We start from the raw sequence: 16,550 nt of genomic DNA, 5'->3' as shown, positions 1-16,550 counted from the left end.
TCTCATGCGCATCCACGTCGTATTCGCCACCGTCGGCCGTGCCGCACTGCTCGCCCGCACGGTGGACCGCATTGCCGAGCAAAGCCGCCTGCCCGACGGCATCCTCGTCTCGGCCACCGGACCGGACGACGTGGCGGGCATCGATCGGGCACGCATGCCCGCCCGCGTGATCTTAGGAGACAAGGGCCTGTGCCGCCAGCGCAACGCGGCCCTGCGTTACCTGAGCGACAGGACCGACGTGATAGTGTTCCTCGACGACGATTTCGTCGTCCATAACGACTACCTCGCGGTGATCGAGGAGACGTTCGCCGACCAGGGCATCGTCGGGGCGACCGGGGACCTGCTGGCCGACGGCATCCACGGCGAGGAAATCCCCTTCGACGCCGCAGCGCTGAGGCTGGACGGCCACACCCTGCCCGCCTTCACTCCGCTCCGGCCGCGACAGGCGCTCTACGGCTGCAATATGGCCGTGCGCGCTTCGGCTATCGACAGGCTGTGGTTCGACGAGGCGCTGCCGCTTTACGGCTGGCAGGAGGACATCGACTTTACCCACCAGCTCGGCAAGCGCGGCAGGCTGGTGTCGGGCGATCGGCTGACCGGCATCCACCTCGGCACCCGCAGCGCCCGGTCGCCGGGCAAGCGGCTGGGCTATTCGCAAGTCGCCAACCTCGTCCACTTGTGGCGCAAGGGTACGATGCAGCCCAACCTCGGCCAGCGGCTGCTGGTACAGAACCTTGCCTCGAACGCGCTGCGCAGCTTCTATCCCGAACCGCACATCGACCGGCGCGGGCGCCTGCTGGGCAACCTCATCGCGCTTCGAGACCTCATGACCGGCCGCATCGATCCGCGCCGGGTCGAGACGATGTGACCATGCCGCGCCCCATCTACTTCAACGGCAAATTCTATTCCGGCGGGCTGAACGGCGTCCACCGCGTCGCCGACCGGCTGATCCGCGAGTGTGACCGCATGCTGGCGCTGATCCCCCTTGAACACCGGCCCCGCGCCTATCTGATGACGGCGACAAAAGCCGACTGGGTGCCGCCACTACAAGCCATAGAGCGACGCGACTACGCGCGAACCGACCAGTTCTGGGAACAGGTCATCCTGCCGCTGGCGAGCCGCGACGGGGTGCTGGTGAACCTCGCCAACCTCGCGCCGATCGCCCACCGCAACAAGATCACGATGATCCATGACGTGCAGTTCCTGTTCTCCGACTGCGGCTATCCGGCCCGCCAGCGGATCGGCTATCGCTGGCTGACGCCGCTGCTGGGGAGATCGAGCAAGGCGACGCTGACCGTCTCGGAATTCTCCCGCCGCCTGCTGCACCAGCATGCCATCGCCGATAAGGGGCGCACGCGCGTCATCGCCAACGGGGCCGACCACATCCTCGACGCGGCCGAGGACAACGGCCTGCGCGAACGCCTTGGCCTGATACCGGGGAGCTACGCCGTCCTGTTCGGCAGCCCCAAGGCTTACAAGAACAACGCGGTCGTCTTCGACGCCTTCTCCTCCGGCGCGGCCGCCCCGACCCGGCTGGTGGTCGTCGGCCCGCAGCGCGAGGCGCTCGCCGCGTCGGGGCTCCGTCCGCCCGAGGGCACGATCTTTGCCGGACGCCCTGATGACGGCGAACTCAAGAGTCTTCTCGGCGGCGCGGTGGCGATCCTGTTTCCCTCGCGCACCGAAGGCTTCGGACTCCCCCCGCTCGAAGCGATGCTGTGCGACTGCCCCGTGGTCGCCAGCCCGGCCGGCGCGATCCCCGAGGCTTGCGGAGACGCCGCGATCTACGCCGGCACCGACCGCCCGGACGAGTGGGCCGAGGCCATCGTGCGCCTGCGCAGCGATCCCGCCCTGCGCGCCTTCAAGATCGCGCAGGGTCGCCGCCGCGCCGCGCGCTTCACCTGGAAGGCGGCGGGCTCGGGCCTGATGGACGTCATCAAACAGGTTTCAGGAGGACAGCCGCGATGAAGCACGCAGGCCCGACCATCGACGTGGTGATCCCGACCTACAACCGCCGGGACCTGCTCCCCGAGGCCATCGCCAGCATAAAGGCGCAGACCCTGCCAGTCGCGCGGATCTTCATCGTCGACGACGGCTCAACCGACGGCACGATCGAATGGGTCCGCACGCTGGCGCAGGACGATCCGGCCATCGAACTGGTCGAGATGCAGCACGGCGGCGCCAATGTCGCGCGCAATGCCGGGATCGCACGGGCGCGCTCGGAATGGGTCGCCTTCCTCGATTCCGACGATGCGTGGGAGCCGGATAAGCTGGAGCGCCAGTTCGCACTGCTGGAAGAACGGCCCGATCTGGTCGGCCTGTTCTGCGGATTTCGCCTCGTCGGCATCAAGGTGGAGAAGATCCACCGGCCGCGCGACAACCCCTCGTTGCTCGACTTGCGCTGCGCCAATGGCCTCGGCAGCACGTCGGGCGCGGTGATCCGGCGATCGGCGCTGCAGGAGGCAACCGGGTTCAATCCGGAGCTGCCAAGCTGCCAGGACTGGGACTTGTGGTTCCGTTTGCGCCGTATCGGACCCATGGGGGTTGCGCGCCTGCCGCTGGTGCGGTTCAACTGTGGCCCGCACGAGCGGATCACGACCAACATGAACAAGGTGCTCTCCGGCCACCGCGCCATCTTCGCCAACCTCCTCGCCGACGTCGAGCGTGCGGGCGAACGGGCGCGCATCCACTCACAGCACAAGCTGGTGGAAGCCGACATCAAGCGCCGCTTCGGCAGCAACGGCGCGGCGCTGTGGCTGATCCTGCGCTCGTTTTTTCAGGCCCCCAGCAAGCGCGCTCTGGCGGTCGGCTGGCGCACCACGCGCGGCATCTGGGACGACCTGCGCCAGCCACGCCCGGCCAGCGCCGCATGAGCAAGGTCGGTGTAGCGCGCGGCGCCGCAGCCCTCGGGGCAACGCGAATAGCCACCAACCTCGCCAATCTCGGCGCGCTGGTCGTGCTGGCGCGGTTGCTCACGCCGCAGGACTTCGGCCTCGTCGCCATCTGCACGACGGTGCTGGGCGTACTGGTCGCGCTGACCGAGCTTTCGGTCGGATCGGCCCTCATCCAGCGCGACGAGGTGACGCCCGCGCACATCGACAGCGCCTGGACCATGTCGTTGCTGCGCGCGGCCCTCATTGCCGGCGGCTTCGCGCTGGCGTCCGAACCGCTGGCCCGGCTCTACGGCGACGACAGGCTGGCGCCGCTCTTCGTGCTGTCGGGCATCACCGGCGCACTGGCGGGGCTCACCAATCCGCTCGTTTCGCTGCGGATGCGGGCGATGAATTTCCGGCCGATGATCATGCTGCAGATCGTGCAGAAGCTGTCGGCGCTGGCGATCTCCGTTGGGCTGGCGCTGTGGCTGCGCAACTACTGGGCTATCGTGGTGGGATCGGCGATCGGCGGCGCGCTGGGTACGGTGCTGAGCTACCTCGTCGTGCCTTACCGGCCGCGCTTCACCCTCTCGCGTTCACGTGACCTGCTGGGCTTCTCCAGCTGGCTGTTCCTCGGCCAGGTGATGAACGTGGTGAACTGGCGCTTCGATCAGCTGGTGATCGGCCTGTTCCTGCCGACCGCGCAGCTGGGCGCCTATTCGATGGCCGACAACGTCTCCGCCATCCCGAGCCGCGAGGCGACGACGCCGCTGGTCCAGACCCTGTTTCCCAGCTTCGCCCGCATGCAGGGCGACCGGGCCCGGCTGCGCACCGCCTACCAGACCGCGCAAGGCGCGATCGGCATCGTCGCCTTGCCGATCGCGGTCGGCTTCATGTTGCTCGCCGACCCGATGGTGCGCGTGGCGCTCGGGCAGAAATGGCTGATAACGGTGCCGCTGATCCAGGTGATCGGCTTCAGCTACGCGCTGCAGACGCTGGTGACCGGATCGCGCCCCCTGGCCATGGCCGAAGGGGCCACCCGCACGCTCTTCGTGCGCGACGTCTGGGGACTGGCGCTGCGCGTCCCTTGCGTGACGGTCGGGCTTATGGGCTGGGGCCTGATGGGGCTGGTCTGGGGACGGCTGCTGAGTTCGGTGCTGGGCCTGTTCATCACGTCCGCGCTCGTCACGAAGCTGACCGGACTCCCCATTCTCGATCAGATGAAGGCGCATCGGCGTACCATCCTGGCCGTGGTCGTGATGGCGGCGGCGGTACTGGCGGCCGATCACGAACTGCTGCAAGTCGGTGCGATGCCCATCGCACGCATCGCCGTGCTCGCACCCCTGGGCGCGCTGACCTACCTCGGCATGCTCCACCTGCTGTGGATCGGCAGCGGGCGAAGCGCGGGCGCGGAGGCCGAACTGCTCGGCCTCGCACGCACCGCGATCGCCCGCTTCAGGAAAGGGCGAAGGGCCCCGGCGATAACCGGGGCCTGATCCTCACGCGCCTACCGCGGAACGGATCGCCGCCACCGCCGGGCGCGGTGTCAGGTCGGTGTTGAACAGGCCGAAATTGGTGATCTCGCTCGTGCCCTTCCAGCAGAACAGCTCGTAGATGCTGATCGTGTGGACGTAGGACTGCGCCATCGCGGTCTTGACGTCGGACGCCAGCAACGTCGCCTGCTGGGCGATCGTGACCGGCGGCGAGGTATTGTTGCTGGCGCTTCCCCCCGTCGTGCGGCCCCACTCGGTGATGATGCCCTGGGTGGTCTTGCTCTCGACCACCTTCTGCTTGAACCCCGCCACGCGCCCGGCGACGTCGGACGGCGGCGTCGGGTAGATGTGGGAATTGGCCAAGTCGGTGTACGGCGCCTGCTGTGCCTGCATGAAGTCGTTGCTGGCGACCAGCGGGATCGAGCGCAGCACCGGGTCCACCTTGATGGCGGCATGGAAGTCCTTGATGAACGCCATCAGGGCCGGTGCATTACCGGTGCGGAAGCCCATGCGCTTGTCGGTCACGCCATTGTAGGTGACCGGATTGAGATCCGGCTCGTTGGGAAACTCGATGGCGAAGATCGAATTGGGAACGGTCGCCACGAACGCTTTCATGTCGGCGATGCTCTTGCGGATGTCCCGCACCGAAAGCGTGAAGCAGAACCGCACGCCCGCCCTTGCGAGGCCCACGTAAGTCGCCCAGCCTGCGGTTCCGCTGTAAGGCTCGCGGCAGCGCATCTTGCGCACGCCGCCCAGCTTGTCGAGCGCAGGCAATATGTTAGCCAGTTTGTAGGGCGATTGGGTGTCCTGCGGACGCCCCTGCACCATCAGCCGGCTGATGGAAGGGGTAGCGCCCCGTGCGATGGAAGGAAGGAGGGGAGCGGTCGCAAGCGCGCCGATCAGGTGACGTCGAGAGAGAGGGAAACCGTATTCGGACATTATTGTCGTTGCTCCAGAGGGCGAATCCGGATCGGCCGCATATCGGGCGATCATACCCTCCGGAAGGCGCAACGGGACGCGCGGCCCCGGGCTTGCGCCGGTCCGCACGGGAGCAGGAAATCTGACGGTTTCTTAACCTTAAAGCGGAGTATGGAGCAGTCTCTGGACGGCGACGCGGTCGGGCGGCAGGCATTGCCGCATATCCGGACGGGTCACGGCGGAGCAATCCCACAGCGCCAGGTCGCGGTGGCTCGCCGGGTCGCGGATGAAGACGAAGACCGGAAGGTCGCGCTGGAACGGCGACCGCAGGCGGTTGGCCTCCAGCATTGCGGGAGAGGGCCAGGCAACGACACGGCAATTGGCCTTGCCCGCGCAGCGGGAGAGCGCATCCATTGCCCACCGTCCCGGAGGTGTCGCCGGATCGATGGCGAGGAGTATCGCATCACCCTGAACACCGCCGGGGTTCCCTGCCATGACGGACGGATGTGCGGCGGTAAATGCGGGCTCCGTGACGGTAGGCAAGGACGCTGCGGTGGTTTCGACTTCTGCCTGTTCCGATCCCATGAGTGCCCCGAGCCGCTCGATCACGGGCTCCGGCGCATTCGGGCGGACAAGATGCCCTCCGGCGAACCGGTAGAACACATGCGCGCCGACCTGCGCGACTTTCGTGAGGCTCGGCGCCCAGTAGGGATAGACGTAGTCCGCATGGTAATGCGTAGCATCGCCCACCGCCGGGTCCACCGCTCCGGACAGCGCCGCCGCTGCGAGAACCCGCGCACGCCGCCAGGCTTCGGGCGCTGGCCGCCGCGTCATCGCGCCGTCGCAGGTGAAGGTGAACTGGCAGCCGGTCGATAGTTCGGACCCCTGAAACACCACGCCGCACACGCTCGCCGGGTAGACCCCGTGGCGCACGCGGTTGAGCACCACCTGCATCACCGCACGCTCCCCGGCGGCATCGTCGCCCGCCTCGTACCAGCCCGCCGCAGCGAGGCAGGTCAGCGCCCGCAGATGGTCTTGCTCGCCGCCCGCGAAGGCGAAGGGCTTCGCGAGGCCCGGACGCGCATCGAAACGCCGCGCATCATTGAGCAGGTGCGCTGCCTCGGGTGAACCGGCGGTATCGGCGGCCGGCGCGGCGGAACCGAACGGCGGCTTTACGACCGGATTGCGGAGCATCACCGGCCCGGATCGGGCCGCCACGGAGACCGGCGTGCGCACGGCGGCAGGCAGTGCATAGGAGCACAGGCCGACAGCTGCGACGATCGCCGTCATCGCGCGCATCACCCGGACCACCGGGAATCGTGCAGGGCCTGACGGCCGCGCCGATGTCGAGGCAGCGGGATACTGCACGGTGCCGTGATGCCGTCTCCCCGCCTGGACGGAAAGTGCCACGGCGGGCGAGCGGCGGCGCAGCGGGATTAGCCCTTTCGGGCATCAATCGAGGTTGAGCGCCGCCCGGCGCCCGAGTTCCTGCCGGACTTGCGCCCGGGCCGCGCCATCGAACGCCAACGCCGCCGCGACTTTGGCTCCGGCCTTGCCCGCCTCCTCACGGCCGATCAGGGGAATCGCGAAGTCGTCGGCCACGACACGGACCTTGGCCGTGCCGTCCTCGATCGCCAGCGCGGGCGCATCGGCAAGGATCGCGAAGATCAGCGAATGCAGCCGGTTCGTCACCACCAGAGCGGCGTCGCGATAGAGCTGCGTCAGGGTTTCCAGTTCGAAACTGTCGAAGACATGGGGCTCACGCCCCTGCCAACGGCTTGCGAGACGGGCAGCGGACGCCTTGTCCATCGATTCGCGCGGGTCGTGGCAGGCAATGGCGACCCGCGCGTCGGGCAATGCCGCCTGAGCTGCATCCAGCACCGCATCGAGCGCCGCGCCGTCAAGCGAGCGGCGCTCGCTGCCGTCGTCGCAAGGCGCCACCACGATCCAGCGCGCGACCGGCTCGCGTTTGGCTTCGACATAGGCGCCGGTCGGCAGGAACACCATGTCGGCAAGGATCGCCACCGCCTTGCCCGGCAGCAGATCGGCCAGATTACGCGCGGAAGCCGCATCGCGCACGTTCACCACGGCGCAGCGGCGCAACACCATGCGCCAGAGAAAACGCCGGGAGCGTGAACGGATCACACTCACCCCGAGCCCCCGCGTCACCACGCGCCCGCCGCCCGCGCGTGCGCTTACGGCGGCCAGTGCAAGGCCGAACATCGACGCGATCGACACGTTGTCCCGCACGATCTGGCCGCCGCCAATCACGAGATCGGTCCCGAAGGCCCGGCCCGCGAAGTGAAGCAGGCGCTTGCCCGGCGTGAGTTCGCCGCCTGCCTCCTCGACCTGCCTGACGATCGCTGCGGGGAGCCGCGCCCAGTACCGCACCGCCCCGCCCTCCCCTCGCGAAACCGCAAGGTTCTGCAGCACCAGCTTGAGGTCGCCGAGATTGTGCAGGTCACCCGGTACGAAGACCTGCCGCCGGTGCGAATGGCGGGGCGTCGCAGCCCCGTCGCTCCCTGCATCGATCACCGGCTGGTGCTTCACCGCTACCCTGCTCGCAGCACGCGCGAGACCATCCGGCCAACACGCGCGCGGAACCGGTGCGGAGCCAGCGTATGGCGGATCGCCTGCGGGTTCATCATCCCCGGCATCAGCATCTGCGGGTCCTGAAGGCTGAGCACGGGTTTGCCGGACAGCCGCGCAATGTCGCGGGCCTGCGGCAGTTCGCTCTCCACGAACAGGTCACAGGCGGCTTCGCGGTAAACCTCCGCCTTGAAGCTGCCGTGTGCCCGCAGGCGCCGCCGCGCGGCGGCGTCGGGGAGGTCGAGCATCCGGAGCTGGCCGTAACGTACGCCGTGACGGTCCAGCCAGTCCTCGGTCGGCGCACGGTACTTCTCCAGCCGGCTGGTCACCAGCATCGCGATCTCTCGGCGGGGTCGATGGAGCGGCACGGCGCTGGCAAGGAAGTTCAGGTAGCGGGCGCCGTCGTCGTTCTCGCGCTCGGTCGGGTCGACGCAGAGCACGCCGTCAATGTCGAAGCAGGAGCGCGAGACGATCGGATGATGCAGCACGTTCCACTCGAAAACGCGTGGTTCCGGGACAGTCTCGAACACGAAGTCGGCGCCGCCGGACTTGCCAGGCACGCCGTAGACCGCCGCAAACGTGATGCGGCAATCCAGGTGTGCCAGCTTCGCACGCGCCTCCTGTATGGAGGCGCCAGTGCGGCAGCTGTCGTCTATAACGAGGACGTGGGCGAACCAGGAAGCGGTCCCTTCCTCACGCCGGGTATGTCCGGAGGAGAGCAGCCTACCTTCCGCGAAACCATCGATGTCCGCCAACGGCAGGTTGCGTGCGAGGGCCACCATAGAAGCGGGCAGCATCCCGCTGCGGGGCACGCCAACCACCAGGTCGATGTCCTGCGGCAGCCGGGAAAGGCCACGCCAGACATCGCGGTAGAGGTCGTTGATCGAGCGGAAATGCATCAGGCGGAACCTCTGGAAGATCGTGCAGTTGCAACGGCTTGCGGCGGATACCCTGAGATTTTTCGACTGACCAGTATCGCCAGGTCGGGCTTCCTCACCACGTGCGGGATCATCCGCCTGAGGCCGAGCGCGGCGCCTGCGAAGATCGCGAAGCTGGTGCCTGGGTGGCTGTTGGGGGAGGACACCGCTGCCGGGATCAGGATGATCGGCGCCGTCACCGCGCAGGCCCGCATCACCGCGATCATCGCCTCGTGCCCGCTTGCGGCCACGGTGGCGCCGATCGGCCGCACCACGCTGATGAGATACCACACGAAAGTGCCGATCCCGATCACGCCCATCGTACCAAGGATCGCCATGAACAGGCTGGACGAGCGGAAACTGCCCGGCCCGATGCCGAGACCGCCCGAGGCGATGAAGGCGGTTACTCCCTGCATGGCCCAGAACAGGCGCTGCTGGCCGGACACGCTGGTCCCCTTGTCCACCGTCATATGCACGACCATCTGCCCGATTTTCGCTGCCATTCCAGGCACAACCGCGATTGCCACCGCCACCAGGAACACCAGCGCGACGAGCGCGGCAGCGGCCTGCCGGAGCCGCTGCGGCTGCGCTGCGGCCGGGAACAATGCGGCGCGCCCGGCGAAGAACGCGGCGTAGCAGGCGAGGCCGACGTAGGCGGTGCTGGAGGTGCTGAGGAACAGGACGCCGCCCAGCAGGAGCGCGGCCGTGCCGGTGTGGCGTGCCCAGACCGAGCGATACCAGCACTCGGCGTTGAACACGAACCAGCCGAGCGCGAAGGCGGCCCAGCCGGAGGCTTCGGGGAAAAGCCCGTCCACCCGGTTAAATCCTTGATAAGACTGATCAAGCTGGGCGTAGGCGCCGTTGCGGAACAGCGCGAAGACGTCCTGCACCCAGGTGCCCTTGGTCTGCGAGGCGATCAGGCCGGTCAGCGCGTGGACCCAGCCGATGACGACGCCGCCCTTGACCAGAGCCTCGATTCCGCCCGCCGTACGCACCGCCACATAGGCACTCAACGTGACCATAAGGGCACCCAAGAGGTACACACAGGCTGTGATGTTCTGCGAAGTCGGCTTCAACGGCACCGTATCGAACAGGCTACGCGCATCATCGAAGCGCATCGGCGCGACATCGATCTGCCCGGCGAAGATGCGCGGCGCGACCAGCGCGGCAACCATGCCGTAGAGCGTGAAGAGCACGAGCGGGAAGTTGTCCTTCACCCCGTCGCGCCACAGTTCGAAATAGCCGCCGCTCGGCATCAGCACGCGCAGATAGACGAAGACCAGCGCGAACTGGATCGGCGGTATCGAGCTGTTGCCCAGCGCCGGAACCGTCAGCGCCGCCGCCCCGCCGAACAGGCCCGAGGCCATCAGGAACAGCAGCATCGCGGGCATCGAGCGGAACAGCAGCACGAAGCCGATCACCAGCTGCACGAGGCCGACGAAAGTGAAGCTCATGACAGTTGCCCCACCGCCGTAAGGATCTTGCGATCGAAATGCTCGGGCGCGAAGCGGTTGGACTGCGCCACCGCGACGCTCGGGTCGAATTCGGGAAGCCAGCGCTCGAACCGCTCGATCCCGTCGACCAGCGAGTCCGCCGTCTGTCGTTCGAAGAACAGGCCGGTCTCGCCCGGCACCACGCTGTCGAGCACGCCGCCGCGCCCATAGGCCAGCACCGGGCGGCCCGAGGCCATGGCCTCCACCGGGACGATGCCGAAGTCCTCCTCCGCCGTGAACACCAGGCCTCGCGCCCGCGCATAAGCCTGCCGCAACTCGTTGAAACCCAGCCGCGAGACGAAGCGGATGTTCGGCCCGGCGACGCGCTTGAGCCTGGCGAGCATCCCGCCGTCACCCACCATGAGCAGCGGCAGTCCGGTGCGGTTGAACGCCTCCACCGCAAGGTCGGGGCGCTTGTAGGGCACCATCTGGCCGACCCACAGGTAGTGATCATCGACGTCGAGGCTGGGGGTGAAGATGCGCGTATCGACCGGCGGGTGGATGACCTCGGACTCGCGCCGCCAGAACTTGCGCACGCGCTCGCGGATGAAGCTGCTGTTGGCGACGATCGTGTCGACCCTTGCGCTGGACGACATGTCCCATTGCCGCATCCGGTGGTAGATAAGCGGCATCGCCGCGCGGGCGATCGGATTGGCGTCCTTGCGGTAGAGGTGGTAGTGATCCCACAGATACCGCATCGGCGAATGGCAGTAGCACAAGTGCTGCGCATGGGGGCTGGTGATCACCCCCTTGGCCGGCCCGCTCTCGCTGCTGATGACAAGGTCGTAGCCGGTCAGGTCGAGATGCTCCAATGCCATCGGCATCAGCGGCAGGTAATACTGGTACAACCGGCGCGAGAACGGCAAGCCGTTGATCCAGGTCGTCGTCACGTTGGCCTTGCGGATGCTCTCCGACATCCGGCTTTCATCGTAGACGTGGGTGAAGACGTCCGCGCCCGGGAACAGGCCGAGCAGCCGCTCCAGCACCCGCTCCCCGCCGCGCATCGACACCAGCCAGTAATGGACGATGGCGACGCGCGGTTCGCTGAACCGGGTGTGCCGTCCCGCCACCGGGGGTTCGGCCAGGTTCAGTGTCATGCGTAATAGGCCTTGTATTCGCGGTAGAAGTAGGCCGGATCGGAGTAGCCGAAGAGGCGCTTGCGGCGCATGTCCATCCGGTTGATCGTCACGCCCACGACGTTGACGCTCTCACGCGGCAGCATGCCCAGGGCCGAGCGCGCCGCCCCCTTCATCGTCTTGCGCCAGCGCACCACAAGCACTGTCGCGTCGGCCATTCCGGCCAGGGTGCGGCCCGCCGCGATCGGCAGCACCGGCGGCAGGTCGAGCACGACATAATCGAAGCAGGCGCGCAATTCCTGCAGCAACCGGGTGAAAGTCTCGCCCGTCAGCAGCGTGTCATGGGCAAGGTCGGAAGGCTTTACCGGCAGGACACAAAGCCCCGATTCCCCGGTCACCAGCGCATCGGCGAGCGAAACCTTGCCCTCCAGCACTTCGATCAGGCCGGGATGCTCGGGCGAGAGGCGCAGCAGCTTGCTGACGCCGCGCCCGCGCAAGTCGCAGTCGACAAGGATCGCGCCGCGTCCGCTCACCGCCAGCGTCTGCGCGAGGCAGGAGGCCACCGTCGTCTTGCCCTCCTTGGGCAGCGCCGAGGTCACCGCTATGATCTGCGCCGGGCCATAGACCGCCTGCTCGATCGAGGTGCGCAGCGAGCGGAACGATTCGGCGAAGGCGGAGCGCGGTTCCTGCGTGATCGCTGGCACCTCGCGCCGCGACTTGCGGCTGACCGAAGCGAGCAGCGGGATCGCGCCGAGGTAGCGACTGCCCAGTCCCTGCTCGACTTCGTCCGACGTCGTCACGCCGCGGAACAGCGCCTCGGCGACGTAAGCGGCGGCAAGCCCGGCGCCGAGGCCGATCACCAGCGCCAGCAGCATGTTCATGGGAATGTTGGGCGAGCTTGGCAGCAGCGGCACTTCGGCCAGCGACAGCACGCGGGCGTTCGGCCGCTGGGTGCCGTCCTGCGCGATCAGCTGGCGGTAGCTGTTGAGGTACGTCTCGTACATCGCCTGCGAGGACTGCGCGGTGCGCTCCAGTTCATCGAGGCCCACCATTGCCGCGTTGTTGCGCGCAAGGTTCCCGCGCGCCGCACCGAGGCTGGAGCTGAGCGAGGCGAGGCGCTGGTCCGCCACATCGCGCTGCGCCTGCAGGTTGGACATGATGCGGGTAATCTCGTTCCTGATGTCGCTGCGCACTTCGGCGAGTTCGCTCCGGCTGCGCACGAGCTGGGGATGATTGGGGCCGTAGCGCGCCTGCATGTTGGCGACCTCGCCGCCGATCTGCGATTCCCGCGCACGCAGCGAGCCGATCACGCCCGAGCCGAGCGCCTCGCCCACGTCGTCACCCGCCGATCCCGAGCGCAGCTGCGCCTGCGCCGTCGCGAGCCGCGCCTGGCTCTCGGCCGCCTCGGCGCGGGCCTTGGTGACTTCCTGGTTGTAGCTGGAAATCTCCTGCTCGGTCAGCGAGGCACCCGAGGTGCTCAAGAGGCCGTTGGCGATGCGGTAGCGCTGCAGCCGCTCGGTATCGGCGTGGGCCTGCTGGCGCAGTTGCTCGAGCCGGGGCGCGACCAGCTTGGCGGTTTCGGTGTTGCTCTCGTGCGCGGCCTTGACCTCGATCTGGGTGAACTGCTGCGCGTACATGTTGGCGACTTTCGCCGCGTCCTGCCCGTTCGGCGCCTTGAACGCGACCTTGAGCGCATAGCTCTCGCCGCTGCGCACGGCCGAGACGTTGTTCTGGTAAGTGGTGACGATCTCGGCCTGCTGGGCCGCGCTCTTGCCGTCGAGGACGCCGAGTGCGGAAGCGACACGCTGCGCAAGGTCGCGCGATTTCAGCGTCTCCACTTGCGTATCGACGTAAGAGCTGTTCGGCGAAGGCCCGGCCTGTCGCCCGGCGCTTGCCGCGGCCTCAGGTGTGTCGGTCGGTGCCAGCAGGCTGACGACCGCCTCGGCCGTGTACGTGATCGGCATCGAGAAAGTCACCGCCGCGCCGATCGCCAGCGCCGCTCCGGTGACCAGCGCGATCAGCCCCGATCGGCGCCGGAAGAACGCCATCGACCCGCCAAGGTCGACGCGCGCCGACGGCAGCATGAGCGATTGCCCGGGCGCCAGCGCAAGATCGCGCGGATCGGGACCGGCACTGATAATCTGGTGTGCACTGTTCATTGTCTGCTCCTGCCCTTCCGGCCGCTGGAGATGGTGGCGCCTCAGATCGCGATCCGGGCTCCCACTCGAACGGCTGCCCCGTCGTATTCCCTTGGATTGATGCCTGACCCGCGCTGCCGCCGCGCACTCACGCCGACGAAGGCGGCGATGCGGGTGGAGATCGTGCGGGTCACGGTAGCCTCGCCGAAGACGCGCGATTCGCGGCGGTCGAAGCCTTCGTATTCGTTGCGCAGGAACCCGGCCTCGATCCCCACCAGCGTCCGGCTGCCGAGCGCGATGGAGGCGTTGCCGACCAGCGTGGACTGCAGGACGGCGGAGCCCAGCATCAGCGGGCTGCGCTCCACCGTGCGCTCGCCCTTCAGTTCGAAGCGGGTGCGCGGGGTGGGGGTCCACTTGACGCTGACGTGGTAGTCCATCGCGCCGATGTCCGGGCGGGCCGGATCGCGGGTGTCCTGCTTGACGTAGCCCAGCGCCGCTTCCGCCGTCACCAGGTCCGTGATCCGGTAGCTGACGCCGCCGACCACGGAGAAGCCATTGGAATTGCGGCCGGTGCCGATGTCGTAGGCCAGCCGGTTGCCGGTCGCCCTGACGAACAGACCGAAGGTGTCGGAGCGGCGATAATCGACCCGGAAGGTCACGGCATCGCGCCGGACGTCGCGGAAGGACTGGTCGACCGGGAGCCCGTTCTGGCGCGCGTCGTTATAGTCCAGCTTGCGCGAACTGACGCCGATCTGCCACTCGATGATGCCGCCGCCGCGCGACAGGCGCAGGCCGCCGCCGTACTCGTTGTAGGATACCGGGCGGTCGGTGAAGAACTGGTCGCCGAAGGTGCCGCGCCGCTCGATCCTGCGCGCCGCGCCGAAGTCGCCATCCAGCACGAAGCGGTCCGCGAAGTCCAGTCGCCCGCCTGCGGAGAGCGACCACTGGTTGCTGTTCTCGGCGCTGGTGTCGAGGTAGCGGCGGCCCTCGGCGGCAGCGTCGAAGTGGACGGCGTGGCGGGAAAAGTCGCTCTGCAGGCTGACGCTGGGGCGCACCACGGCGACACCGTCGTCTATCTTGCTGCGCTGGTTATAGATGTTGGTGTCGTAGCGCAGGTCGAAGTTGACCCGGGGCAGCACCTTCATCGTGCCGATGCGGATGCCCTCGGCATCGGTCTGCTCGACCACCGATTCGGGCACTTCCACCGGATAGTCCTGTGCCCGCGCGGTGCCCGACAGGAACGCGGGCACGAACGATCCGGTGAGCCAGAGCGCGGCGGCGCGCTGGAAGCGTTTTCGCCCCAGACCGGTTGGCGCAAATGCCAACCGCATCAGCAGGACCCTCGCCCGGAAGCGACGGCGGGAATGGTGGCCGCCAGTATCCGCGCATCGTAGGCAAGCGTTCGCGCGCGGGTGTAGCGAATGTCGGCGGCGATGCGGCGGCGATAGGTCACGCTGCTGCGCCCCGAGACCTGCCACAACCCGGTCAGACCCGGCCGCACGGCAAGGTAGTGATGGATGTAGCGCCCGTAACGCGGCATCTCGTCCACCACGATCGGGCGGGGTCCGACGATGCTCATCTCCCCGCGCAGAACGTTGAACAGCTGCGGCAGCTCGTCGAGGCTGGTGACGCGGATGATCCGGCCGACGCGGGTGACGCGCGGGTCGTTCGGCAGCTTGCGATCGCGCTCCCACTGCGCGCGCAGATGCGGGTTCTCGCGCAGGATACCGTCGAGACTGCGCTCGGCGTCGAGCTGCATGGAGCGGAACTTGAAGCACGGGAAGCCGCGCCCGTTGCGGCCCACCCGGCGCTGGGCGAAGATCACCGGCCCCGGCTGGTCGACCCAGATCGCAATGGCGACGATGATGAACAGCGGCAGGAAGGCGATGATCGCCAGCGAGGCGATGGCGATGTCGAACGGCCGCGCCAGCACGTGATCGGGCTGCGCCAGCAAGTCCCAGCAGTCCCAACGCGAGCGGGCGCCCGGCACTATGGGCGCCAGCTGTGTCGCTTCCTCCCGTTCGGTGCTACTCGGCGAATACGCATCCGAGAAGGATTCGTGTATCCGAGCCTGAGTCCCGGCCGAATTCCCATCCATGGAAGATACCTCTCTGCGTCGCGATAACCGAAGGACCGGATCTCTTTTCGTTTCCGTACAAAGAGAACTGATCACGATTGTCAGAGTGACGGCATCGATGCCCGGCAGGCAAACGGTCATAAGACGTAAACCCACCTACCCCTTTCGGACTATCGGCCCGGAACTTACTGATTTTTCTTCACAACCTAAGAGGTATGGAACCGCGACGGTACTTGGATAGGATTGCCTCTCACCCCGACTTTGAGCCGGGGATCTCGCAAGGAGGGTGAAATGATCCAGGAACTTTTCAGGCCTCGCACACGCCGCTGCACGCGTATTTCCGCGGCTTTGCTGGCGACGGTGCTGACCGCCGGATGCGCGACTCAGAACTATCCGCTTGTCGACGTGTCCGAGGCGAACGCACGGGCCAGCCAGGGCATGCGCCTGGACGCCGGCGACAAAGTGCGCGTGACCGTGTTCGACGAGCCGACACTGACCGGCGAGTACGAGATCGGCACCGCAGGCGCGGTGACGATGCCGCTCATCGCCGACGTCGCGGCCGCCGGCAGCACGCCTGACCAGATGGCAGGGGCCATCACCGCCAAGCTGACCCAGGGCGGCTACGTGCTGAACCCGCATGTCGCGGTGGACGTCATGTCGTACCGGCCGTTCTACATCCTCGGCGAAGTCGGCAAGCCGGGCGAGTATACCTACGCCGGGCAGATGTCCTTGCTGCAAGCGATCGCCAAGGCGGGCGGTTTCACGCCCCGCGCAAACAAGGCCACCGTCGTCGTCCTGCGCAAGAGCTGGGGCGGAGGCCGCAAGGTCGTCGTCGGCGATCCGGCCCTGATCATCATGCCCGGCGACACCATCACCGTGAATGAATCGATGCTCTAAGAGGCTCTTTGCGAAAATGCCCGGAAGGGCATTTCGTAAGCGGCACCGGCCCGCTCCCCCTCCCGACCGCCCATCGGCAGTA

The 16,550-nt window shown here is 67.5% G+C and carries 14 protein-coding genes; 5 read left to right on the top strand and 9 right to left on the bottom strand.

Features of this window, described 5'->3' with window-relative positions; genetic code table 11:
- The first annotated feature begins 4 nt into the window (after positions 1 to 4).
- Genes ACYPYD_RS09835 through ACYPYD_RS09820 form a run of 4 tightly spaced genes read left to right on the top strand, consistent with a single transcriptional unit; the run spans position 5 to position 4,366 of the window.
- Entirely contained in the window at positions 5 to 868 is an 864-nt protein-coding gene (locus tag ACYPYD_RS09835; RefSeq protein WP_008828449.1) for a glycosyltransferase family 2 protein, read from the top strand.
- A 2-nt stretch (positions 869 to 870) separates the two neighbouring features.
- Entirely contained in the window at positions 871 to 1,965 is a 1,095-nt protein-coding gene (locus ACYPYD_RS09830) for a glycosyltransferase family 4 protein (RefSeq protein ID WP_008828450.1), read from the top strand.
- Positions 1,962 to 2,870: a glycosyltransferase family 2 protein gene (locus ACYPYD_RS09825; protein WP_008828451.1), complete on the top strand. Its 909-nt coding sequence runs from the start codon at positions 1,962 to 1,964 to the stop codon at positions 2,868 to 2,870. Before ACYPYD_RS09830 ends, ACYPYD_RS09825 begins: the two co-directional genes overlap by 4 nt.
- A complete protein-coding gene (locus ACYPYD_RS09820) occupies positions 2,867 to 4,366 on the top strand; it encodes a lipopolysaccharide biosynthesis protein (protein WP_036525119.1) in 1,500 nt (499 codons plus the stop codon). Before ACYPYD_RS09825 ends, ACYPYD_RS09820 begins: the two co-directional genes overlap by 4 nt.
- 3 nt (positions 4,367 to 4,369) lie before the next feature.
- On the opposite strand, the gene ACYPYD_RS09815 is transcribed toward ACYPYD_RS09820, so the two are convergent.
- The 9 genes from ACYPYD_RS09815 to ACYPYD_RS09775 all read right to left on the bottom strand — a co-directional run bounded on the left by ACYPYD_RS09815 (position 4,370) and on the right by ACYPYD_RS09775 (position 15,448).
- Positions 4,370 to 5,191 (bottom strand): calcium-binding protein, encoded by an 822-nt coding sequence (locus ACYPYD_RS09815; protein WP_327195059.1) that lies wholly within the window; start codon positions 5,189 to 5,191, stop codon positions 4,370 to 4,372.
- Positions 5,192 to 5,440: 249 nt separating this feature from the next.
- A complete protein-coding gene (locus ACYPYD_RS09810; RefSeq protein WP_459662940.1) occupies positions 5,441 to 6,691 on the bottom strand; it encodes a cell wall hydrolase in 1,251 nt (416 codons plus the stop codon).
- 42 nt (positions 6,692 to 6,733) lie between these two features.
- Positions 6,734 to 7,831, bottom strand: a complete 1,098-nt coding sequence (locus ACYPYD_RS09805; protein WP_459662939.1) for a polysaccharide pyruvyl transferase family protein — start codon at positions 7,829 to 7,831, stop codon at positions 6,734 to 6,736.
- 2 nt (positions 7,832 to 7,833) lie between these two features.
- Positions 7,834 to 8,769 (bottom strand): phosphoribosyltransferase, encoded by a 936-nt coding sequence (locus tag ACYPYD_RS09800; RefSeq protein ID WP_459662938.1) that lies wholly within the window; start codon positions 8,767 to 8,769, stop codon positions 7,834 to 7,836.
- A complete protein-coding gene (locus ACYPYD_RS09795; protein ID WP_459662937.1) occupies positions 8,769 to 10,241 on the bottom strand; it encodes a glycoside hydrolase in 1,473 nt (490 codons plus the stop codon). Before ACYPYD_RS09795 ends, ACYPYD_RS09800 begins: the two co-directional genes overlap by 1 nt.
- Positions 10,238 to 11,377, bottom strand: coding sequence for a glycosyltransferase (locus ACYPYD_RS09790; protein WP_008828458.1), 1,140 nt, complete (start codon positions 11,375 to 11,377; stop codon positions 10,238 to 10,240). The genes ACYPYD_RS09795 and ACYPYD_RS09790 overlap by 4 nt, the downstream gene beginning before the upstream one ends.
- Positions 11,374 to 13,515, bottom strand: a complete 2,142-nt coding sequence (locus ACYPYD_RS09785; RefSeq protein WP_036525132.1) for a GumC family protein — start codon at positions 13,513 to 13,515, stop codon at positions 11,374 to 11,376. The genes ACYPYD_RS09790 and ACYPYD_RS09785 overlap by 4 nt, the downstream gene beginning before the upstream one ends.
- Before the next feature lie 41 nt (positions 13,516 to 13,556).
- Positions 13,557 to 14,825, bottom strand: coding sequence for an outer membrane beta-barrel protein (locus ACYPYD_RS09780; RefSeq protein ID WP_459662936.1), 1,269 nt, complete (start codon positions 14,823 to 14,825; stop codon positions 13,557 to 13,559).
- Positions 14,825 to 15,448 carry a sugar transferase gene (locus ACYPYD_RS09775; RefSeq protein ID WP_248006291.1) on the bottom strand — a complete coding sequence of 208 codons (624 nt, stop codon included), beginning with the start codon at positions 15,446 to 15,448 and terminating at the stop codon, positions 14,825 to 14,827. Before ACYPYD_RS09775 ends, ACYPYD_RS09780 begins: the two co-directional genes overlap by 1 nt.
- 414 nt (positions 15,449 to 15,862) lie before the next feature.
- Here ACYPYD_RS09775 and ACYPYD_RS09770 point away from each other — a divergent pair, with 414 nt between their 5' ends.
- The gene (locus ACYPYD_RS09770) at positions 15,863 to 16,468 is read left to right on the top strand and encodes a polysaccharide biosynthesis/export family protein (RefSeq protein ID WP_459662935.1); all 606 of its coding nucleotides are present in this window, start codon (positions 15,863 to 15,865) and stop codon (positions 16,466 to 16,468) included.
- Positions 16,469 to 16,550 lie beyond the last annotated feature (82 nt).

The sequence above is a fragment of the Novosphingobium sp. 11B genome (assembly GCF_054589055.1).
The sequence above is the reverse complement of the archived record's forward strand: the minus strand, read 5'-3'. Positions and strand labels throughout refer to the sequence as shown.